The sequence below is a fragment of the Comamonas sp. Tr-654 genome (genome assembly GCF_011752915.1).
Taxonomy (GTDB): domain Bacteria; phylum Pseudomonadota; class Gammaproteobacteria; order Burkholderiales; family Burkholderiaceae_C; genus Comamonas.
On the sequence record NZ_VWWQ01000003.1, the window covers coordinates 281,600 to 304,346 of the forward strand.

Genomic DNA, 22,747 nt, shown 5'->3' on the forward strand with positions numbered 1-22,747 from the left:
AGGCGGTTTTCCGCCGCCCCCCTTTCTCTGCCCATCAAGTGGGCACCACAGCAGCCGCAGCGCCTTCGGGCCTGCGGCTTTTTGCGCTCTTCAAGAAAGATCTATGGAATACCAATTCACATATTGGTATTACCAATTAATTCCAAAAATCAAGGGAAAACCACTAATTTATGAATAAAACCTCATTTCTATAATCCATCCGACCCCAAAACGTCGAATATTGGTAATACCAATTTGATCGACCGAGCCGAAGCAGATTGCATGTCAGCGTCCGGCGCAGGGTGACACGGTTGTTCAAAGAATTGACGGGGAAGCTTCTGGACGCTCAGGAGGGTTGCCCTCCCCGCGCATATCCAGGAGATCAAGGCAATGCAAGAAATCTGGTCGCAGAACTACGACCCCGCAGGCAATGTGTGGGTGTCGGCGCTGGTGGCGCTGATACCCATCATCTTTTTCTTTCTCGCGCTGACCAAGCTGCGCCTCAAGGGCTATGTGGCGGGCACCATCACGGTGGCGCTGTCCCTGGCTGTGGCGCTGCTGTTCTATCGCATGCCGGTTGCCAATGCGCTGGCCGCAGGCGTCTACGGCTTCTTCTACGGCCTGTGGCCGATTGCCTGGATCATTGTCGCGGCGGTCTTTCTCTACAAGGTCTCGGTCAAGACAGGGCAGTTCGACATCATCCGCTCGTCGATTCTCTCGGTCACCGAAGACCAGCGCCTGCAGCTGATCCTGGTGGGCTTTTGCTTCGGTGCCTTCCTAGAGGGAGCCGCCGGTTTCGGCGCTCCCGTGGCCATCACGGCAGCGCTGCTGGTGGGCCTGGGTTTCCGGCCTCTGTATGCAGCGGGCCTGTGCCTGATCGGCAATACCGCTCCCGTGGCCTTCGGCGCCATGGGCATTCCCGTCATCGTGGCCGGTCAGGTCTCGGGCGTCGATGTCATGGCCATCAGCCAGATGGCCGGCCGCCAGCTGCCGTTCATGACCATCATCGTGCTGTTCTGGCTCATGGCCATCATGGACGGCTGGCGCGGCGTGAAGGAAACCTGGCCTGCGGTGCTGGTCGGCGGCGGCAGCTTTGCACTCGGACAGTTTCTGACGGCCAACTACATCGGCCCCGAACTGCCGGACATCACTTCGGCCATCTTCGCCCTGGTGACACTGACCACCTTTCTCAAGTTCTGGCAGCCCAAGCGCATCTTCCGCTTCGACACCGAGCCGGGCGCAGCCAAAATCCAGACGACGGCCCCAGCCAAGCTGACGACCGGCATGGTGATCAAGGCCTGGTCGCCCTTCATCATCCTCACCGCCATGGTGACCATCTGGAGCCTCAAGCCCTTCAAGGCGTTGTTCGCTTCGGGTGGCGCGCTGTCCGGCACGGTCTTCAGCATTCCCGTTCCCATGCTGCACAATCTGGTGCAGAAAATGGCGCCCGTCGTTGCCACGCCCACGCCTTATGGCGCGGTCTACTCCTTCAACTGGCTGTCGGCCACGGGGACCGCGATCCTGATCGCCGCCGTGCTCGCCATTCTTTTGCTGCGCCTCAAGCCAGCGACGGCGCTACAGACACTGGGCGAGACCTTCAAGGAGCTGGCACTGCCCATCTACTCCATCGGCATGGTGCTGGCCTTCGCCTTCATCGCCAACTATTCCGGCCTGTCCACCACGCTGGCCATGGCGCTGGCCCACACCGGCAAGGCTTTTGCATTCTTCTCGCCCTTCCTGGGCTGGGTCGGCGTGTTCCTCACGGGCTCCGATACCTCGGCCAATGCGCTGTTCGGCGCCCTTCAGGCCACAACAGCCGCCCAGCTGGGGCTGCCCGAGGTTCTGGCCGTGACGGCCAACACCACCGGCGGCGTGACCGGCAAGATGATCTCGCCCCAGTCCATCGCCATTGCCTGCGCGGCCGTGGGCCTGGCCGGCAAGGAATCGGACCTGTTCCGCTTTACCGTCAAGCACAGCCTGGCCTTCCTGGTGCTGATCGGCATCATCTGCACGCTGCAGGCTTATGTGTTTCCGTGGATGATTCCCACCACCTGAAACTCCTGCCAGACCCCATGCCCGCCATCCGCCTGTCCGACCGCGTTGCCCAGCAGTTGCTGGAGCTGATCCAGAGCACCCAGCTCCAGAGCGGTGCCAAGCTGCCGACCGAGCGGGCGCTGGCCGAGCAGCTGGGGGTCTCGCGCACGGCGCTGCGCGAGGCCATACAGAAGCTGGCCAGCCGCGGCGTGCTCGAAAGCCGCGTGGGGGCCGGCACCTTTGTCGGCTCGCGCCAGCCTCTGTGGCACGAGCAGGCCGTCGCACCGCTGGAGTCCCTGCTGCGCGACGACCCCCAATACCGCTACGACGTGCTGGAAGCACGCCAGGCCCTGGAACTCAGCACCGCCTGGTATGCGGCCCAGCGTGCCACCGACAAGGACAGGGACCGCATCCGCCGCTGCTTTGACGACATGCTGCGCCACCAGCAGGCACGCGATGCCGCCAGCGCGGCCCGCTCCGACGCCCAGTTCCATCTGGCGATTGCCGAAGCCTCGCACAATGCCGTGCTGGTACAGCTCATGGGCAGCCTCTTCGAGCTGGTGCTGGGCACCGTGGCCCAGAACCGGCGCCTGATGTTCGTGCATGATGATCTCTCGACGCTGGAGCATCTGACTGCGCAGCACCGCAATCTCATGCAGGCCATTGTCGACGGCGAGCCAGAGCAGGCCAGAAGCGCTATCGGCCAGCACCTGGCCTATGTTCACGAAAAGCTGTCCGAGTCGGATGCCGAGGCGGCCCGACGCAAGCGGCTGGATCGTTTCTCCTCTTCCTCCGCCATTTTTTCATGATCATCTCCTCCACTACCGACTACCGCGCGGCTGCGCAAAAGCGCCTGCCGCCCTTTCTGTTCCACTACCTCGACGGCGGCGCCTATGCCGAGAAGACGCTGGCGCGCAATGTCGACGACCTGGCCGACGTGGCCCTGCGCCAGCGCGTGCTCAAGGACATGAGCCAGCTCGATACCAGCATCGAGCTGTTCGGCGAGAAGTTCTCGATTCCCGTGGCGCTGGCTCCCGTGGGGCTGACCGGCATGTTCGCCCGCCGTGGCGAAGTGCAGGCCGCCGCGGCAGCCGACAAGAAGGGCATTCCCTTCACCATGTCCAGTGTCTCGGTCTGCCCCATCGAGGAAGTCGCGCCCAGACTGGGACGACCGATGTGGTTCCAGCTCTATGTGCTCAAGGACCGGGGCTTCATGAAGAACGCGCTGGAGCGCGCTCAGGCTGCGGGCGTCTCCACCCTGGTCTTCACCGTGGACATGCCCGTGCCCGGAGCCCGCTACCGCGATGCCCACTCGGGCATGAGCGGCCCCAACGCCGCCATGCGCCGCTATCTGCAGGCCGTGACCCATCCGCACTGGGCCCTGGACGTAGGCCTGATGGGCCGCCCGCACACGCTGGGCAATATCTCCACCTACAAGGGCCAGAACGTCTCGCTCGAAGACTATATGGGCTATCTGGGCGCGAACTTCGATCCCTCCATCTCGTGGTCGGACCTGGAGTGGATCCGTGACTTCTGGAAGGGTCCCATGCTCATCAAGGGTATTCTCGACCCCGAGGACGCCAGGGATGCCGTGCGTTTCGGGGCCGACGGCATCATCGTCTCCAACCACGGCGGGCGCCAGCTCGACGGCGTGCTCTCGTCGGCACGCGCCCTGCCTGCCATTGCCGATGCCGTCAAGGGCCAGATCAAGATCCTGGCCGACTCGGGCGTGCGCAACGGCCTGGACATCGTGCGCCTGCTGGCCCTGGGCGCAGACTGCACCATGATAGGCCGCGCCTTCGTCTATGCGCTGGCTGCAGAAGGCGAAGCCGGCGTGACCAACCTGCTGAACCTGCTCGAAAAGGAAATGCGCGTGGCCATGACGCTGACCAGCGTCAAGAACGTCTCAGAGATCACTGGCAATCTGCTGGTACGGGACTGATCCCGCACAGGCTCCGGCCCTGGGCCGGGCCTTGCGGGGATCAGCGCGCCGCGCCCCGCTGCCCCAGCCAGATCCCGCCCATGACCAGGGCCACGCCAGCCATCTGCACGGCCGTCAGCGTCTGGTCCAGGAATGCCCAGCCCAGCAAAATCGCCGTCAGCGGACTCAGAAAACCCAGCGGCGCCACCATGTCCGGCTCCAGCCGGGCAATGCCGCGAAACCACAGCACATAGGTCAGCGCCGCGCCCACCAGACCCAGCCAGGCCAGTCCAATCAGATGTCCCGGTGTGGGCGTGGGAAAGTCCGGTCCGGTCCATAGCGCCACTGGCAGCAGCAACAGTCCGCCGGCCGTGAGCTGCCAGGCGGTGAAGGTCAGCAGCGGCACGGGAGGACGCCACTTGCGCGTGAGCACCGTGCCGCAGGCCATGGAAACCGCTCCGGCCAGGCCCGCCGCAATCCCCGTCGCATCCAGCCTCACACCAGGCGTGAGCACCAGCAAGGCCACACCCGCTAGGCCGGCCAGGGCTCCCAGCACCGAGGCCGGCCGCAGCGCGCTGCCCAGCACCCAGGCCGCAAGAAACACCACCACCAGCGGCTGCACGGCCCCGACGGTGGCGGCCGCCCCTCCCGGCAGGCGGTAGGCCGAGACGAACAGCATGCTCCAGAACACCGAGAAGTTGAGCGCTCCCAGAATGAACACCCTCAGCCACCACACGCCCTGCGGCAGGCGCCGTGCAAATGCCAGCAACAACAGGCCTGCGGGCAGCGCGCGCAGCAAGGCCACGGTCATCGCGGGCACCTGCGGCAGCAGCTGCGTGGTGACGATGTAGCTGCTGCCCCAGATGGCGGGTGCCAGCGCCGTCAGCAGCAGATCTCGCGCCTGGGTCCGCCAGGACGTATGCGCAGATTGGCCGGCGCTCATACGAACTCCAGCACCTGATCCAGCGGCCGGCGTGGCTTCTGCGGCCAGTTGCCGGGCGCAGCACGGCCCACGGTGACGAGCATGACCGGCACTTCCTCGCTCGCCAGACCGAAGCTGGCTGCCACGCCTTCGGCATTGAAGCCGGTCATCGCACAGGACGCCAGGCCCAGTGCCTGCGCCGCGTGCATCAGTGTCATGGCGCCGAAGCTGGCCGAACGCAGGGCCTCGTCGCGCACCGCCTGCGCGCTGGCGTACTGCTGCTGCGCGGCCTGCAGCCATCCCTGCGCCATGGCGGCAGGCATGAAGCCCGCGTCCACGGAGGGCTGCAGCCGTTCGGCCAACGCCTCGGGGTCGGCCAGCACGCCGCAGACGATGAAGCAGACGGCCGCCTCCTGGACCTTGGCCTGGTCCTGCGCCACTGCGCGCAGCCTGGCCTTGGCCCCAGGCGTGCGCACGGCGATGAAGCGCCAGTTCTGAAGGTTGTAGGCCGTGGGTGCACGCGTGGCCAGCTGCACCAACCTTGATATGTCGGCATCCGCCAGATGGTGGGAAGTATCGAAGCGGTTAGCCGAGATGCGCTGCTCAATGAGGGTGAGTGTGGGATGAAGTGTCGTCATGGCACGACTGTAGATAATTCACCCTGAATTAATAATTGGCGATTATCAAAATAAACCATTCACCAACAGAGAAGAATCACATGGACCGACTGACCGCCTTGCAAGTCTTTCATCGCGTCGCGCAGCGAGGCAGCTTTGCCGAGGCGGGCCGCAGCCTGGGACTGTCACCGGCCGCGATCAGCAAGAACATCGCCGAGCTTGAGGCCCATGTGGGCACGCGCCTCATTCAGCGCACCACACGGCGCATGGCGCTGACGGAGGAAGGCCGCTTGTATCTCGAGCATGTCACGCGGGCACTCGATGCGCTGGCCGATGCCGACACGGCGCTATGCCCGTTCAAGGCTGCGCCCAGCGGCCTGCTCAAGGTCAGCGCGCCCATGACATTCACGCTGACGCAGATCTCTTGCGCCCTACCCGCCTTCCTGGAGCGCCACCCCGGGCTGCAGCTGGACCTGCACCTGGACGACAGGCGCGTCGATATCGTGCGCGAAGGCTTCGATCTGGCCATACGCGGCAGTGACCGGCTTGAGGATTCCTCGCTCATTGCGCGACCGCTGACAACCATGTCGCATGTGCTGTGCGCCGCGCCTGGCTATTTCGAGAAGCGCGGCCGCCCGCACACGCCTGCCGACCTCAACGGCCTGGAGCACATACGCTTCAGCCTCTCGGGCCATGCGGATGCCTGGGAATTTGAGCAAGGCGGGCGCATGGAGCGCGTGGCGGTCAATGCGCGCTACTCGGTGTCCTCAAGCCTGGCGGTGCGCGATGCATTGCGCGCGGGCTTTGGCGTCAGCCTGATCCCGCTGCCCTATGTCGAGGAAGACCTGCGCACGGGCCGGTTGCAGGCCGCCCTGGAAGACTGGAGCACGGTGAAGACCGCGCTCTATGCCATTTATCCGTCGCGCCAGCACATGACGCCCAAGCTGCGGGCGCTGCTGGACTTTCTGGTAGCCCAGTTCGATTCTGGCAACTGAGCGCCTGGCCGATTGACCGGCCAGCATTCAACGCCGGCGCTGGCTCTGGATCTGCTCCGGCCCAGCCACCAAGGCACCGGCGCCGCGCACTTCCAGCGCGATGCTGTCCAGCACCTTGCCTGAGGCATCGAGCAGCTCCAGCTTGTGGCGCCCTGGCCATGGCAGCCAGCCCAGCTGACTGCCACGCCCCAGCTCGCGCTGCACTTCCCGCATCACGGGTTGCACATTCTTGTCGGCAGTCGCGGGCGGGCCGTACTGCCGGGTTACCAGCCGCCAGCGCAAGCTGCCGTCACGCCAGTCCTGCTCGGCCGCCATGCCGGCCTGGCGCGCCACCAATTGCACGCGCTGGCTATCGGGCGGAATATCGGGGTCCAGCGCCAGAATCGTGCCATTGGCCGGGCGCGAGATACGCACAGCGGCCGCAGCCGCAGCGCTGCCGGACTTGCTTCCTTTTTGCCTGACCAGGCTTTTCTGCTCTGCACTGCCCGCCACGTGATCCATGGCAAACAGCGACTGCTGCGTGCCTTGCACAAACCATTCGCCACGCGCGCTTTCGATGGGCGTTCCGCCACCGGCCAGCGCGCCAAACTGCACTTGTTGCTGCAGCACGCCAGCGGGTGGCCGGGGTGCATGACTGGGCACATTGCGATGCAGAAAGCCCATGATATCGGCCCAGATGGGCGCTGCGCCACTGGTGCCGCTCACGGAGTGCATGGCTTCGCCACCGGCATTGCCGACCCAGACGCCCACGGTGTAGCGCTCGGACCAGCCTACGGCCCAGTTGTCGCGCATATCCTTGCTGGTGCCGGTTTTCACGGCCGTCCAGAAGCGCGTGGCCAGCACGCTGTCGGTCCCGAAGGTCGGGGCCCGCGCCATATTGTCGGAAAGAATGTCGCCGACGATGAAGGCGGCCCGCGCATCCAGTGCCTGCAGCGGCATCTCGTTGCCCGGCGCTGCATCGCCAGATCTGCGGCCGTCTGTCTGGGGCAGAGCCCAGCTCACGGGGCGGTATTGACCGCCATTGCCCAGCGCCCTGTAGGCATTGGTCAGATTGAGCAGCGCGACCTCGCTGCTGCCCAGCGCCAGGCTGAAGCCGTAGTAGCCCCCGCTTTCACGCAGCGGCAGGCCCAGCTTCTTGAGTTGCTCGAAAAAAGCATCGGGCGTGACCATGACCAGCGTACGCACCGCCGGCACATTGAGCGAGGACGCCAGCGCCGTGCGCGCCGACACCCAGCCCTTGAAGCGCCGGTCGTAGTTCTGCGGAATGTAGAGGCCGTTCTGCGTGGGAATGTGGGCCGACGAATCCTCGATCAGCGAGGCGGCGGTGATGCGTTTCTCGGCCATCGCCTGGGCATAGAGAAAGGGCTTGAGCGTGGAGCCGGGCTGGCGCAAAGCGGTGACGCCATCGACCTCGGATGCCTGGCTCAGCGTGCCCGAGGAACCCACCCAGGCCAGAATCTCGCCGCTGCGGTTGTCCAGCACCACGGCCGCACCATCTTCCACATTGCGGCCCTGCAGCTCGCGCAGATGCTGCTGCAGGCTGGTCACGGCAAAGCGCTGCAAGGCTGCGTTCAAAGTCGAGCGCACCTGCTCGTGCCCCCTGTTCTGCGGCAGCGCCAGCCAGCGCCGCGCAAAATGCGGCGCCACGCCCTCGCTGGCCAGCCATTGGCGCCGCTGCAGCACGCTGGAGGTATAGAGCTGCATGGCCGAGCAATCCTTGGCCGCCACATCGTCCGGTACCATCACCTGCAGCACGCCGCAGGCACGCTGGGCCACGCGCTCCACCGACGCATTGGGCGCACGCACCAGGGCCGCGGCAATGGCCGCCTCGCGTGCATCCAGCCCATGGGCTGCCTTGCCGTACAGGCTTTGGGACAGCGCATCGATGCCCACGATCTCGCCGCGAAACGGCACCATGTTCAGATAGGCCTCGAGAATCTGGTCCTTGCGCCAGCGCCTGTCCAGCACCTGGGCCGCCACGGCCTGCCCCACCTTCTGCACCACACTGCGCCCACCCGGCCCCTGACGCCAGTCGCCGTCTAGCAGACCTGCGAGCTGCATGGTGATGGTGCTCGCGCCGCGCGTGCGCGTGTTCCAGAGATTGCCCCAGGCGGCAGCGGTGACGGCAGCCCAGTCCACGCCGCTGTGCTCGTAGAAACGCCTGTCCTCGCTGAGCACCAGGGCCGTGCGCAGCGCCGGCGATACATCGGCCAATGCCACCCAGGGCCCGCGGCGCACCGTGCTGTCGGTGCGCAGGCGCTGCAGCAGCTCACCCTCGCGCGACAGCAGCAGGGTCTCCGAGGAGCGATGCTCGCTGCGCACCTCGTCGTAGCTGGGCACGGCATGGCTGCTGGCGGCAAGACCCAGCCACAAGGCGGCCGTCATGCCGACTGCCCGCCAGGACTGTTTCACTCTCGGGGGCTGGAAATACCGCTGCATGCCTTGTTCCATGTCGTTGTGCGCTGTTGGAAGTCAGCAGGCATTGTCCCAAAGATGGCCCGACAAACAGACTGCTCAGACAAGCGGCAACAAAAAAGCGGCTTCTACGAGCCGCTTTTTGCCGAAGTCACTGCATTTCGGAACGAGATTAAGTTCTCAGGCCGTGAACTTCTTGATCTTGAACGCCAGTATCACCATCAGCACGCCGAAGATCACGGCATAGGTCGCCAACACCCACAGCATGGCCATCATGCCCGCACCGGGCTGCATCAGCACGAAGATGCCGAACAGCACCGACAGCAGCCCGCCGAGCACCAGCAGCCATTCGCCCTGAATTTCCTTGCGCAAACGCAGCGCCGCGACGATCTGCAGCACACCGGTCATCAGAGCCCAGACACCGATATAGATGGTCAGCACCAATGCGGTGATCGCCGGGTTGATGACCGTGAGTACCCCCACAACCACACCCGTCAGCCCCCACAGCAGAACCAGCCACCAGTGACGCGACTGCTGACGGCTCTTGATGGCTGTGTAGATGCCCAGCAAGCCATCGACAAACACATAGGCACCGAACACCAGCACCAGTGCGGCCGCGGATGCTGCGGGCTGCATCCAGGTCAGCACCCCGAAGATGATGGCGGCAGCACCGCGCAGCAACAGCACCCACCAGCTACGGTGCAGCATGATGGACATGGACGGAATTTCTACAGGCATGAAGACTCCTCTCTTTCACGGTTCCACATCACTGCGACTTGCGCAGCAGCAGGTCTCTCGAATCCAGCTCCGACCCTAACAACAAGTTCAGCCCAGCGTCAACATCACCGGCTGGTGGTCGGACGCCTCTGTGGTGCTGTCCACACGCCAGGCCTGCACATGCTGGCACAGGCTGTCGCTGACCCACAGCAGATCGCAGGCTCCGGGCTCGGCGCCCCAGGTCCGGTCCACCAGCCTGAAGGTGGGCGGCTGCGGCTGGCCGGGGTGCAGCAGATCCCAGCTATTGCGCCACTGGCCGGCCTGCAGACAGTCTTGTTCACCGGCCGCCCACGGGGCTGACAGGACGGCATACTCGGGCTCGTGCGATTCGAAGTTGAAGTCCCCGCAAAGCACGGCATGGCGGGTATGCGGCTTGGTCTGGTAGGGAGAGCCGTCGCTGGCCGGCTGCGGCGGGGCATCGGCCAGTGCACAGGCCTGCATATGCAGGGCGCGCAGGGCACCGGCCTGGGCCATGCGCTGGCGCTTCGAAAAATACTCGAGGTGCGTGGTCATGATGCGTACCGGCCCCAATGCCGCGTCAGCGACTGTGACCACCGAGCACATGCGCTGCATGCAGCGCACATCGGCATCGGCCGGCATGGGCAGCGGATAGTGTTGCACCTGCAGCAGCGGCAGGCGTGTAGCGACCAGATTGCCAAAGCGCTGATGTCCCCCGGGCGTGAACTCGTCGACCGAGGCACCAAAGACAATCTGCCAGCCCGGCAACAGCGCCTGCAACTCGGCCGGCTGGTCGCCGGGCCGGCCCTGCAGATCGGGGTAGTTGACGGCGATCTCCTGCAGGCACAGCACATCCAGTCCGCCGGCCTGCTGGCCCATTTGCAGCGCGTGGCGCACGATGCGTTCCACACTGACCTGTCCATCCATGCCGCAACACCATTGCACATTCCAGCTCAGGATATTCATCTTGTCGCTTCTTTCCACATCGAAAATGACTGCAGCGCCTGCCTGCGCAGCGCTGGCAGCGGATATTTTCAGAGCAGCCGATCAGGCCTGGCTCTCACGCAGCTGGAACACATTGCCTTCGCTGTCCATGGCATTGCAGACCGCAAAGCCGGGGCCTTGCCAGCGCTCGTCGAACACCTGGCCGCCCAGCGCCTGCGCGACGCTTGCGGCCCCGGCGATCGCGGGTACGGTGACGAAGAACTTGAGCGCCACATCTGCACGGCGCTGCGGCGGCCTGCCGACCTGGACCTGCGCCGCAATCTCGGCAGGCAGGGCGTGAATCACCAGCTGCAAGGCTGCGGACTCCAGCACGATGATGTGCTCATCCTCATGCAGCCGCTGCATGTCCAGCACCTGTTCGTAAAAGCGCGCCAGGGCCTGGAAGTCCTTGGCATAGATCAGCACACCAGCAGCAGCGGGACCGGGCATCGTCAGCTCCTCAAAGAGTCCGACTGTATCCCGTTCACTTGATGCCTGCGCGCATGAAGCTCTGCACGAACTGGCGCTGGAAGATGAGGAAGGCAAGCAGCAGCGGCCCCGAAGTCATCAGCGTGGCAGCGCAGATGGTCGACCATTCCACGCCCGATTCCACGCTGGAGAAAACCTGCAGGCCCACGGTGAGCGGACGCGCCTGCACGCTGTTGGTGATGATCAGCGGCCAGAGAAAATTGTTCCAGTGAAAGCTCACCGAAACCAGCGCAAACGCGGTGTAGACCGGCCTGGCCAGCGGGACATAGACACGCCAGAGAATCTGCAGCGTGCTCGCACCTTCCACGCGCGCGGCCTCGTCCAGTTCGCGGGGTATGCCCTTAAAGGTCTGGCGCAGCAGGAAGATGGCAAAGGCCGAGGCGAAATACGGCAGCCCCATGCCCACCAGGGTATCGACCGCGCCCAGCCTGGACATGGTCTGATAGTTCGCCACCAGCAGAATGTCCGGCATGATCATCAGCTGCACCAGCACCAGCGCAAACGCCAACTTGCTGCCGCGAAAGCGCAAGCGCGCAAAGGCAAATGCGGCCAGCGTGGACAGCAGCAGCTGCACCGCCAGAATCATGGCCACCAGCAAGATGGTATTGAGGAAATAGCGCGCAAACGGCGCGGCTTCCCAGGCATGGCGGAAGTTCTGCAGCGTCCAGGGCGCGGAGAGATCCAGGCGCGTGGACGCATCGGACGGGTGAAACGCCGTCCAGACCGCATAGGCCAGCGGCAGCAGCCACAGCAGGGCCAACGTCCAGGCGGCCAGGGTGTCCAGCCATGAAGCGCCATAAAAGCTCAGGCCCCGGTCCGTCCCGGCGCTGCTGCGCGTTGATGGAAATGCAGCAGCGGTCATTGATAGTGCACCTTTTTGTCCAGCACGAAGAACTGGAACAGCGCCACGGCGGCCAGCACCACGACCAGCACCACAGTGATGGCCGCGGCATAGCCGGTATCCCAGAATTTGAAGCCCACCTCGTAGAGGTGATAGAGCAGCAGCGTGGAGGCATTGTCCGGCCCGCCGCGCGTGAGAATGAACACATGGTCCACCAGCCGGAAGGCATTGATCACGGCGTTGACCAGAATGAACAGCGTGGTCGGCATGAGCAGCGGCCACTGCACGCGGCGCAGGAAATACCAGCGCGATGCGCCTTCGATGGCCGCCGCCTCCTTGAGGCTGGGATTGAGCGTCTGCAGCGCGGCCAGATAGAAGATCATGAAGAAGCCTGCCTCCTTCCACACCGCCACCAGCGTGATGCAGGCCAGGGCCGTGGATGGATCTCCCAGCCAGTTGTGCGCGCCCAGGCCCAGTGCGCCGCGCACCTGCTCCAGCAGTCCGTACTGGGGCGTGTAGAAGAACAGCCAGATATTGGCCACGGCAATCATGGGCAGCACCGTGGGCGTGAAATACGCCATGCGCAGCAAGGCCCGCCCCGCGAGCTTCTCGTTGACCCACAGTGCCATCAGCAAGGCCAGTCCCATGGACAGCGGAATGGTGGCTGCGGCAAACCAGAGATTGTTGCGCACGGCCTGCCAGAACACGGGGTCGTCGACCATGAGCGCATAGTTTTCCAGTCCCACCCATTCACCGGGCTGGCCGCCACGCGCCGTGGCATGCAGGCTGTCGATCAGCGTAGAGAGGGCCGGCCAGTGCGTAAAGCCCAGCAGCAGCACCAGCGCCGGCATGAGCAGCAGCCAGGCATGCACGGCCTGCTGGCGTGCCGCGGCCTGCGCCAGCCTGCGGGCGGCCCTGGATGACAAGGGCGCCGCCATGGCGCCACTGCCGGTGTCAAGCGCCGGACTGCTCATTACTGGTAGCGACGCAGAATGCGGTCGGATTCCTTCTGCGCATCGTCCATGGCCTGGGCTGCGGTCTTGGTGCCGTTCAGGGCAGCCTGGATCGCATCGTTGAGCACCTTGGTCACGCGCTGGTTCTCATGGGTGGAATATTCGGCGACCGACACAGGCAGCTGATCACGCGCCACCAGGGCCTGGGGAAAGTCCTGGCCATACTTCTTGAGCGCAGGCGTCTCATAAGCCGCGGGCGAGACCGCCACATAGCCGCTGTCCATGCTCCACTGGGCGGCACGCTCGGGCTGGGTCACCCATTTGGCAAATTCGAACGCAGCCTGCTGCTGCTCCTTGGGCGCGTTCTTGAAGATGTAGAAATTGCCCCCGCCCGTCGGCGAGCCCTTGCGGACATTGCCGGCGATCTGGCCCACGCCGAAGTCGAACTTGGCATTGGCGCGGATATTGGTGAGATTGCCCGTGGTCGTCACGATGATGGCGGCCTTCTTTTCCATGAAGTCCCTGGGCGTCGTGCCCCACTCCACCACACCGGCCGGGTGCACGCCATCCTTGACCAGGCTCACCCAGAAGTTCAACGCTTCCACCACCTTGGGGTTGTTGAGCGTGACGCGGGTCCCGGACTCGTTGGCCAGCAGCACATCATTGGGCGTGGTCAGGGTCTGCAGCATCCAGTAGCCAAAGCCGGTGGACGGAATCTGGATGCCGTATTGCACGACCTTGCCGCTGGCGTCCTTCTTGGTCAGCTTGTGGGCCGCCTCCCTGAGCTCCTTCCAGTTCTGGGGTGCCTTGTCGGGGTTCAGGCCGGCCTCCTTGAAAGCTTCCTTGTTGTAGTACATCACCACGGTGGAGCGCTGAAAGGGCACGCCCCAGGTCTTGCCACCGGTCTGGCTGTTGGCCATGAAAGCCGGGTAGAAGCCCTTGAGCCAGGCCTTGTCGGCATCGGTCTTCACAAAGTCGTCGATGGGCGCGATCGCGCCCTCATCCATCAGCGTGAACATATCGGTGGACAGCAGCACCGAGGTCGCAGGCGCCTTGCCCGCCTTGTGTGCCGTCAGTGCCTTGACGATGGTTTCCTGATAGGTGCCCGCATAGATGGGCGTGAGCTTGTACTGCGGATGCGCCTTGTTGAAGTCCGCTGCGTAGCCATCAATCACCTTGGTGATGGGGCCGCCCACGGCCACGGGGTAATAGAAAGGCACTTCCAGCGGGGACTGTGCAAGAGCAGTGCCCGCCAGGCCAAGGCCGGCGGCAGCGGCGAACAGGCCGTGAACAAAGGTTTGACGACGCATGGGAATCTCTCCTCGGGATTTGCAGACAATCGAAAACGCTGGCGGCTCAGGCTGCGGCCAGCAAGGAGCGGGCGGATTCCACCGCCTGCCCGCACACATGAATGCGCCCGCCCTGCGCATCGAACCAGTGCGCAGCCTGCTGCGGCCAGCACAGGAACACGGCCTGCCCGGGCCGCAGGTCGGCATGGGCATGGCCGGGCACACGCGCCGTCAGCAGCTCGCTGCCCACCCGGCAGCGCAGCACCAGATCGGCGCCCAGATATTCAAAGCCCTGCACGGTGGCCGCAATGCGCTTGCCATCGCCCTCGACGGCGCCATCGGCATCGCGTGCCACGGCAATCACCTCGGGCCGCACGCCCAGCGCCTGCGGATAGGCGCCACCCGCCACCAGATCCGGGGCCACGACCACATCGCTGCCGGCAATCCGGTTGCCTTGCAGGGCCACGATGTTCATGGCGGGCGTGCCGATAAAGCGCGCAGCAAAGGTGGTGGCAGGTCGGGCATAGATGTCGCGCGGCTCGGCGGCCTGCTCCACCAGACCCTTGTTGAGCAGCACCACCTGATCGGCCATGCTCATGGCCTCGGCCTGATCGTGGGTCACATAGACCACCGTGAGACGCAGACGCTGCTGCAGCTCGCGCAGCTCGGCGCGCATTTCCTGGCGCAGCTGGGCATCGAGATTGGACAGCGGCTCGTCCATCAGGCAGACCCTGGCCTGCGCCACCAGCGCACGGCCCAGTGCCACACGCTGCTGCTGGCCGCCAGAGAGCTGGGCTGGCCGACGGTCCAGCAGCGCCGTCAGTCCCAGCAGCTCGGCCGTTTGCTCAAGACGCTGCCTGCGCTCAGCCTTGCCGACCTTGCGCACCTGCAGACCGAACTGGATGTTGTCGGCCACGCTCAGATGCGGGAACAGCGCATAGTTCTGGAACACCATGGCAATGCCGCGCTGCGCAGGCGGCAGATGGGTAACGTCGCGACCATCGATGCGCACCGACCCCGAGTTGGGCATGTCCAGCCCGGCAATCATGCGCAAAGTGGTGGATTTGCCGCAGCCCGAAGGACCGAGCAGGACGCAGAACGAGCCTGGCTCAATGCGCAGATTCACGGCATGCAGGGCCGTGGCGTCACCCCAGGATTTGGCGACGTTCTCCAGCTCGATCAAAGACATCGCGCCAGTCTAGAAAGACTGGATGACAGCCGCGTGTCAGCACGGACGTCATCAAAACAGGAGCTGCTTGCGCTCTCTATTTATTGATTTCAGATAGGAATACCTTTGAATTATCGTCTTCAAAGGCGAAAGCAGCTTCTGTATCCATAGCACCAGTGCATGAAAAAGCCCCGGCTGCTGGCGCAGACCGGGGCTTGGCGTAGGACCGAGAAACCGCAGAGGGCTTACTTGGGCATCACCACCTTGAGCTTGGCATTGGGAATCTCGCCAAACATCTCGGGCGCATACAGCGCTTCGGCACGCGTGGGTGGCAGGGCGAACTCACCGGCATTGTTCAGGCGCACGGTGTATTCGACCTTGGTCGTGCCTGCGGGCAGGTACTGGTAGTAGGCACGATAGGACTCGAAGCTGCGCTCCTCGTAGGCCAGCCAGCCTGCGCCCTCCTGCTTCTCGCCCTTGGACGCGATCTCCGAATCACGGCCCAGGCCGCCGCCCAGAATCGTCGCCCCTGTGGGAACGGGATCGGTGATCGCCACCCAGGTCATATCGGTCTTGGCCTGCACTTCCAGCGTCACGCGCAGCACATCGCCGCGTGTGTACTGGCCGCCACCAAACAGCCCCTTGTCGGCCTGCTCCACCGGAGTCACGGTCTTCTTGATGGTGTAGCCGGCGCTGAACGGCGCCTTGAGGGCTACGGCCGCTACGGACTGCACGGTCAGCCAGGGCTTGCCCGTGCCTTGCTGCGTCACGCTGAGCTGACCCTTGCCGGCCTTGGCCCAGGGCATGAACATGGTGTTGTTCATCAGGCCGCCGGCGCGCACGGGCTCGCCGAAGACGCTGTTGGAATGGGCCGTGCCCTGCGCATCCTCGGCAGTGGCGCGCCTGACATCGGCCCAGTTCACCTTGGCCTCGTTGCCGTTCATGCTGGCCACGGTGCTGCCGGCCACGGGCTCGGACTCGAACTTCTGAGAGAAGCGGCGCAGCGCCAAAGCTCCCCAGAGGTTGGCCGTGGTCGTGTTCCAGGCACCGGACTGCTGACGCGCTATGAAGCCGCTGACCAGACGCGGCATGTCTTCGGCCCATGCAGGGTCGTTGATGGTCGCCAGAATCAGGCGTGCCAGATTCACGTCCGGGCCCTGCATCAGCCACCACCAGCTGTCGTCCTGATCGGTCGAGAAGCCGGCACGCGTGCCGTTGTAGGTCAGGCGGGCGCGCAGAATCTGCATGGCCTGGGCCAGGCGCTCATCGCGCTGTGGCGCATCGCTCATGCGTTGCAGCAGCATCACCCAGTCGATGACCGTGTGCGTAGGCCACTGATTGGGTGTGGCATTGATGCTGTCAAGCATGCGCGGCGTGGCCTTGCCCGACAGTGCCAGCGCGGCAATCGCCGCCAGCTTACGCATTTCCAGATCCTTGCGCGGGCTCCAGAAGTTGCGCTGGATGCGGCCTTCCACAAACGCGATCAGACCGTCCTCCATTCGTGCGCGCTCTGCGGCCGGGATCACGAAGCGCTTGTCAACGCCCTGTGCCATGGCCGACAGGTTAAGCAGATGCGCGGTCAGCGTATCGCTGCCACGGCTGACCGATCCGTCCTGGGGCGGGAAGTAGTTGGCCAGGCCGTCACCGTCCAGATAGTTGGGCAGCTGGGCCATGGTGCTGCCCCACAGCTCGGCGTTGTTCATGCCGACGGCCTTGCTGGTGGTCTGCTCCAGGCAGGAGTAGGGATAGCGGGCCCACCAGTCGCGCACGCCGGGCAGACCTTCGGTCAGCTTGGGCACCAGCGACATCTGCAGGCCGCCACGGCCTGGCAGGGCATCGGCGGGCGGATTCACGGGCACGCTGTAGCTGCCGTTGACCTGCACCAGCGTGGCCTGCTGTACCGACAGCGGCACGGCGGGAACGATGCGCTGGCTGATCTTGAGCGCATCCTGCGCCGCATCGGCGCCGCCAGCAGTGTCGCGCGCGGAAATCTCCCAGATCAGCGCTTCGGCACGCGTGCCGGAGAGCTGGGCCGGAGCCTTCACATCCCAGGCCACTTCACGCGCCTCGCCAGCGGGAATTTCCACGGTCTGGGCCTTGAGCTCCAGCATGGTGGCGCGCGGCGTGACCTCCACCTTCATGGCCTTGGCCGATGTGTTGCGCAGCGTGACCTGGGCACGGAACTGATCGTCCTCGCGCACCAGCGGCGGCAGGCCGCTGATGATCTGCAGATCCTGCGTGGTGCGGATCGCCGCCTGGCCGGTGCCGAACAGGCTCACGCCCGCATCGGCCACGGCCACCACCTGGAAGGTGGTCAGGGCATCGTTGAGCGGCACCTCGATCAGGGCCATGCCGTTGCCGTCCAGCACCACATCAGGCTTCCACAGCAGCAGGGTGTCGAGCAGTTCGCGCGTGGGGCTGCGGCCACCGCCACCACCCGCAGGCACGGCCTTCTTGCCATAGTGGCGTCGACCAATCACCTCCATCTGGGCAGTGGCCGTCTGCACGCCCCATTCGCGGCGCGTCAGCATGGCATCAAGCAGATTCCAGCTGCTGTTGGGCATCAGCTCCAGCAAGGCCTGGTCCACGGCTGCCAGTGCCACATGGGCACCTGCAGCGGGCTTGCCATCGGGCAGCGTGGCCTTGATGGTGACCTTGGCCGTACCGCGCACCTTGTAGCTGGACTTGTCCGAGGACACCTTGACGTCCAGCGTATTGCTCTTCAGGCCCACGCGAATTTCGGACATGCCGAAACGGAAGGCAGGCTTGGAGAGATCCACCATGGAGGTCGGTGCGATGAATTCCTTGCCGTCATTCCAGAAGGCACGCCACCACTCCAGCGGCGACTTGAAGCCCCAGGTGAAGAAGCTGTACCAGGGCACTTCCATCAGGCGGCCGCGCAGCGCCAGCACGCTGACATAGGCGTTGGGACCCCAGTTGTCTTCGACCTTGACGTCCACCGTGGGGTTCTCGCCCGTCAGCTCCACCACCTGGGTGCTGACGATGCCTTCGCGCTCCACGGCCACCAGCGCCGTGGCGCGACGGAAGGGCATGCGCACCTGGAAGCGAGCGGTCTCGCCAGGCTCATAGCTCTTGCGCTCGGACAGCACGTCCATGCGGTCATGGTCTTCTCCACCGAACCAGAGCTCGCCCTGGCCCGTGACCCACACCGAGGTCGCGGCCTGGCTGCTGCGGCCGTCCTTGTCGGCAGCCTTGACGATCAGCTCCACCTCGCCGGGCTGGGACAGCTGGGCCTCGCATTGCACCAGGCCATGGCTGTCGCTGGTGCCCGAGCAGACGGTGCCCAGATTCTTGAGTGTGGTCTGGTTGTCGTAGCTGTAGAAGCCGCCCACCAGTCGCTTGCGGCTGGAGGTGGTGATGCGCGCCACGGCCTCGACCTTGACCGGCACTCCGGCCTGGGCCTTGCCCGCCGTATCCAGTGTCAGCGCCTGGAAGCGCAGCTTGCGATCCACCGAGATCCAGTTCTCGGAGCGCACGCCCGCCACCACGGCGGCAGGCCAGATGGTGCGCGTGCTGCGCAGGGTCTGCACCTCGCCGTTCGGGTCGGCATAGGTCGCTTCCATCAGCAGCTCGCGCGGCTCGCCGGACTTGGGCAGCTTGTCGATGCTGACCTTGCCCAGACCGTTCTTGTCCAGCGTCACGGGCAGCTTGTCGGCTACCACCTTGGTCTCGTCGGCCGCCGTGCTTTCCTCGTCGTCACTGCTGCCCATGTCCTGGGCGCTGCGCGGCGGGTTGAAGCTGAAGCCGTCCCAGTCCGCGAAATTGAGTGATTTGGAACGCAGCAGCGCCGAAACCTTGACCGGCAGGTTGGCGGCGGCACCGCCGGAGACATAGTTGATCTGCACCTCGGCAGGCACGCTGCTGACCGCATAGAGCTGATCCTTGCCGGCCGGCCCCACGCGACCTTCCATCACAGGGAGGCGGAACTCCTCGACACGGAAGATGCCGGTGCTGAAGCTGGAGCGGCGACCGCTGCCATTGGTATAGCCCAGCTCCACCGCATATTCGCCCAGCTTGGCGGCCTTGGAGATGGGAAACTCGCTGGTCGCGCTGCCGTTGGCATTCCAGCTCAGGGCCTGGGTGAAGCGCTGGCCGCTGCCCAGATGGGTGATGGTCAGGCGGTCGGGCTTGTCCTGGGTCTGCTCAAAGCCCTTGGAGTTCTTGCCTGGTCCGGTCAGGGCACGCAGAAAGTGCTTCATGGACACGGTTTCGCCAGCACGGAACAGCATGCGGTCAAACACCGTATGCGCGACTTCGTCGCGCTTGTTGCTGGAGCTGGTCGGCACATTGAAGCGCCAGGACTCTATGCCCTTGTTCCAGTTGCTCCAGACAAAAGCCAACTCTTCACCGGCATCGGTCTTGGCACGCGCACTCACGAAATAGGAGCTGCTGCGGTAGTAGCCGTCTTCGTTGCTGCAGGAGGGCGGATTGGGGTTGAGGCCGTTGAAGGTCACAATGCCTTGCGCGTCGCTCACGGCCGATGCGATGGCCTGGCCGTTGCAGTCCGAGACCTGCACCGTGGCGCCCGGCACCACCTTGCCCTTGTCCAGCGTCGTCACCCAGGCCACGGAGTTCTCGCGGCCCAGCTTGAAGTGCACGGCCAGATTGGTCACCAGCACCGAGGTGCGCACATACATGGTGCGGCCCTCGCCATAGCCCTCGTCGAGCAGCGACTGGCCCAGCATGGGCGAGGCAATCTCCACCACCTGGAAGCCCGGGTTCAGCGGAATGCCGACGACCTCGAAGGGACGCGGATCGTTCCTGGCGGCCTTGGGCAGCTCCAGCGTCTGGGTCTGGCTCTGGCCGTCCAGCAGCGACAGCATGCGGGTCTGCACCCAGTGCTTGTCGTCGTTGATGACCGGTGGCAGCACCTTCACATCGCGCGCAGCGCGCTTGCGCTCCACGCTATAGCTGTCATAGCGCTCGACCTTCTTGAGCCAGGCGATGATGTCGGCATCCGAGCCGCCTTTCTTGGTGCGCACCACGCTGGCGTCCAGCGATTTGCCCAGAAGCTGCGGCTCCACATTGCGCAGCGTCACGGGCAGCAGCGCCGGGCCCTTGGGGCCTTCCGCAAAACGCTCGACGATGCCGAAGGGCGCCGCGGCAAACTTCACCAGCGGCGGCATATTGCCCGTGGCCGTGGCCAGCGGGAACATATTGGCATTGCTCAGCGTGCGACCCGCGGCATCCTTGAACTGCGGCGGCAGCTCCACCACATACTTGGAGTTCGGCTGCATGGTGGCGGGGAAGGTCACGCTATCCACCAGCGAATCCTCGGCCAGCTTGTCGCCGTTCTGCTCGATGATCGGTGCCACTGCCGAGGCACCGCTCTTGAGTCGTATGCCCTCGATCAGCTTGCGTGGCACCGGCGCGCTGAAGGACAGGCGCATGGGGCGGATCGGCAGACAGGCGGCGTTGGCGTTCTCGCGCTCGCAGCTGAAGTCGGCGCTGAACGGCTGGCGCACCTGGTACTCGTAGCGCTGCTCGTCCTTGCTGGCCAGGCCGTTGGCCATGGCCACGCCCTTGCCATAGACCAGGGTCATCTTGCTGCCCGAGGTCAGGCGGCGGTTACAGGCCAGCACCGCATAGTTCTGCGGATTCTGGGCCGCATCCTTGTCCCAGTGGCGCTGCTTGAGCACGGCCTCGCGGTCCTTGCCCTCAATCAACTGCACGGGAATGCGCTCGCCCACGCCTTCGGAGGTACACCAGACACGCTGCTTGAGGCTGTCGACGGATGCTGCGCCCGTCAGGCGCAGCGCGAAATACTGCTGCTCGTCCACCTCTTCATAGGTGTCGGGCGCGATGCGGGCCACCTGCGGGCCGCCGGTCTGGAACTGATAGCTGGCCGCGCCCGTCAGGGCTCCGCCCGAGACGCTCTTGAACTGCGGGTTGAGCTGGGCCGTGCAGCGCACGCCTGCGGGCAGGTTCTGGGCAAAGTCGAAGACCCATTCCTTTTCGCTGTTCCAGCGCCCCGTGCCCTTGGCGGCCTGGGCATTGCTGCACTGCAGATTGACCGGAGCCTCTGCCTTGGGGTCGCCAAAGCGCACGGCAGGCGCATCGAACTGCACCACCACCTGCCCCACTTTGCTCACATCGCCTTGCGGGCTGAACTGGCGCACCCCGACGGCGTGTGCCGCCGTGGCCGCCAGACCCCATAACAGGCCTGCCTTCAGCAGCCCGCGCCAAAGCGGCGCGACCTGCTCCCTCTTCCTTCCCTCTGCGTAAGGCACAGTCATACAGTCACTTCCTTTTGGGGCAGGCATGTTGCCGGCCCTGGCTGTTTGAATCTGAAGTCTGGAATCAGCGACGCAGCAGTGCGGGGCGGCAGAATGCAAAAAGCCCTGCCTCACAGGTGAAGCAGGGCCTTGAGCATGTGCTGCACGCGCGAAACTACTGCGGCTGGAAACCGCTGCGCTGAATGATACCGGCCCAGACCTTGGAATAAGCGGCCTCGCGCTCCCCCAACTGGCGGGGATTCATGTATCCAACTGTAAGACCCAGAGCCGTCAGCTGCGCGTAGACGTCACGCTGCTTGAGCACATTGCCTACCGCTGCAGAGAAGCGCTCGACAAAGGCCTGGGGCACGCCCCGGGGTGCAAAAATGCCGTAGTAAGGCATGTCTTCAAAGCCCTTGATGCCCTGCTCCAGCAAGGTCGGCACCTCGGGCATGGAAGCCTGGCGCTTGGCACCGAGCACGCCGATCACGCGCAGCTTGCCGGCCTTCTGGTTCTCCATGAAGTCGGGCACCGAGGCAATGCCGGCCGGAATCTGATTGCCCAGCATATCGGCCAACAGCGGAGCGCTGCCGCGATACGGTGCAGCCACCAGGTCGAGCTTGTAGTGGTCGGCCAGGATCTTGACCAGAAATTCGGGGGTCGATGCCGGCGCCGGAATGCCGATGGTGCCATTCTTGGCACTGCCCTTGGCCCAGGCCGCGTACTCGGCCAGATTCCTCACCGGCGTGTTGCTGGAGACGGCCAGCGCATTCACGAAAGTGGCGACCCCGGCCACGGGGATGAAGTCCTGCTGTGGATCAAAACCGGGCTTTTTCACGACCTTGGGCAGGATGGAGATGGTGTGGTCATGCGTGAGAAACAGCGTATGGCCATCGGCAGGCGAGGCCTTGAGCAACTGCGCTGCAATCTGGCCACCAGCGCCGGGGCGATTCTCCACCAGCACCGTCACGCCGCCCAGCTCGTCCTTGAGCTTGTCGGCCAGCAGGCGCGCAATCGCGTCCGAGCCACCGCCGGGCGGAAAGCCCACCAGAATGCGGATGGGCTGGCCCGACGAGGCCCAGGCCAGCGGGCCCAGAGCCGATGCTGCAACCGCTCCCGCACCGGCTTTCAGCAATTGACGACGAGATTGCGTCATGTGTTTTCTCCTT

The 22,747-nt window shown here is 64.7% G+C and carries 16 protein-coding genes; 4 read left to right on the plus strand and 12 right to left on the minus strand.

Features of this window, described 5'->3' with window-relative positions; genetic code table 11:
- Positions 1-369 precede the first annotated feature (369 nt).
- Genes lldP through lldD form a run of 3 tightly spaced genes read left to right on the plus strand, consistent with a single transcriptional unit; the run spans position 370 to position 3,955 of the window.
- Positions 370-2,034 carry an L-lactate permease gene (gene lldP / locus F3J24_RS10950; protein WP_167005834.1) on the plus strand — a complete coding sequence of 555 codons (1,665 nt, stop codon included), beginning with the start codon at positions 370-372 and terminating at the stop codon, positions 2,032-2,034.
- A 17-nt stretch (positions 2,035-2,051) separates the two neighbouring features.
- On the plus strand, positions 2,052-2,822 hold the full coding sequence (lldR, locus tag F3J24_RS10955; protein ID WP_167005837.1) for a transcriptional regulator LldR: 771 nt from the start codon (positions 2,052-2,054) through the stop codon (positions 2,820-2,822).
- The gene (gene lldD, locus F3J24_RS10960; protein ID WP_167005840.1) at positions 2,819-3,955 is read left to right on the plus strand and encodes an FMN-dependent L-lactate dehydrogenase LldD; all 1,137 of its coding nucleotides are present in this window, start codon (positions 2,819-2,821) and stop codon (positions 3,953-3,955) included. Before lldR ends, lldD begins: the two co-directional genes overlap by 4 nt.
- A 40-nt stretch (positions 3,956-3,995) precedes the next feature.
- Here lldD and F3J24_RS10965 read toward each other — a convergent pair whose 3' ends face one another.
- Entirely contained in the window at positions 3,996-4,877 is an 882-nt protein-coding gene (locus F3J24_RS10965; RefSeq protein WP_167005843.1) for an EamA family transporter, read from the minus strand.
- Complete coding sequence (locus F3J24_RS10970) at positions 4,874-5,494, minus strand: nitroreductase family protein (protein ID WP_167005845.1); 621 nt, start codon at positions 5,492-5,494, stop codon at positions 4,874-4,876. The genes F3J24_RS10965 and F3J24_RS10970 overlap by 4 nt, the downstream gene beginning before the upstream one ends.
- An 80-nt stretch (positions 5,495-5,574) precedes the next feature.
- Here F3J24_RS10970 and F3J24_RS10975 point away from each other — a divergent pair, with 80 nt between their 5' ends.
- Entirely contained in the window at positions 5,575-6,468 is an 894-nt protein-coding gene (locus F3J24_RS10975; RefSeq protein ID WP_167005847.1) for a LysR family transcriptional regulator, read from the plus strand.
- Between the two features lie 27 nt (positions 6,469-6,495).
- Here F3J24_RS10975 and pbpC read toward each other — a convergent pair whose 3' ends face one another.
- From pbpC to F3J24_RS11025, 10 genes are all read right to left on the minus strand, one after another.
- Entirely contained in the window at positions 6,496-8,853 is a 2,358-nt protein-coding gene (pbpC, locus tag F3J24_RS10980; protein ID WP_240154311.1) for a penicillin-binding protein 1C, read from the minus strand.
- A 210-nt stretch (positions 8,854-9,063) separates the two neighbouring features.
- Positions 9,064-9,621 (minus strand): HdeD family acid-resistance protein, encoded by a 558-nt coding sequence (locus F3J24_RS10985; protein ID WP_003058133.1) that lies wholly within the window; start codon positions 9,619-9,621, stop codon positions 9,064-9,066.
- An 87-nt stretch (positions 9,622-9,708) separates the two neighbouring features.
- Positions 9,709-10,584, minus strand: coding sequence for an endonuclease/exonuclease/phosphatase family protein (locus F3J24_RS10990; protein ID WP_167005852.1), 876 nt, complete (start codon positions 10,582-10,584; stop codon positions 9,709-9,711).
- An 81-nt stretch (positions 10,585-10,665) separates the two neighbouring features.
- Positions 10,666-11,052 (minus strand): VOC family protein, encoded by a 387-nt coding sequence (locus F3J24_RS10995; RefSeq protein WP_167005854.1) that lies wholly within the window; start codon positions 11,050-11,052, stop codon positions 10,666-10,668.
- Positions 11,053-11,086: 34 nt separating this feature from the next.
- Positions 11,087-11,953, minus strand: coding sequence for a carbohydrate ABC transporter permease (locus tag F3J24_RS11000; RefSeq protein WP_205244716.1), 867 nt, complete (start codon positions 11,951-11,953; stop codon positions 11,087-11,089).
- Positions 11,950-12,906 carry a carbohydrate ABC transporter permease gene (locus F3J24_RS11005; RefSeq protein ID WP_240154312.1) on the minus strand — a complete coding sequence of 319 codons (957 nt, stop codon included), beginning with the start codon at positions 12,904-12,906 and terminating at the stop codon, positions 11,950-11,952. Before F3J24_RS11005 ends, F3J24_RS11000 begins: the two co-directional genes overlap by 4 nt.
- A complete protein-coding gene (locus F3J24_RS11010; protein WP_167005858.1) occupies positions 12,906-14,195 on the minus strand; it encodes an ABC transporter substrate-binding protein in 1,290 nt (429 codons plus the stop codon). The genes F3J24_RS11005 and F3J24_RS11010 overlap by 1 nt, the downstream gene beginning before the upstream one ends.
- A gap of 46 nt (positions 14,196-14,241) precedes the next feature.
- On the minus strand, positions 14,242-15,363 hold the full coding sequence (locus tag F3J24_RS11015; RefSeq protein WP_167005861.1) for an ABC transporter ATP-binding protein: 1,122 nt from the start codon (positions 15,361-15,363) through the stop codon (positions 14,242-14,244).
- Positions 15,364-15,587: 224 nt separating this feature from the next.
- Positions 15,588-21,599 (minus strand): alpha-2-macroglobulin, encoded by a 6,012-nt coding sequence (locus F3J24_RS11020; RefSeq protein ID WP_167005864.1) that lies wholly within the window; start codon positions 21,597-21,599, stop codon positions 15,588-15,590.
- 154 nt (positions 21,600-21,753) lie between these two features.
- Positions 21,754-22,734 (minus strand): Bug family tripartite tricarboxylate transporter substrate binding protein, encoded by a 981-nt coding sequence (locus F3J24_RS11025; RefSeq protein WP_167005867.1) that lies wholly within the window; start codon positions 22,732-22,734, stop codon positions 21,754-21,756.
- Between the last annotated feature and the right edge of the window lie 13 nt (positions 22,735-22,747).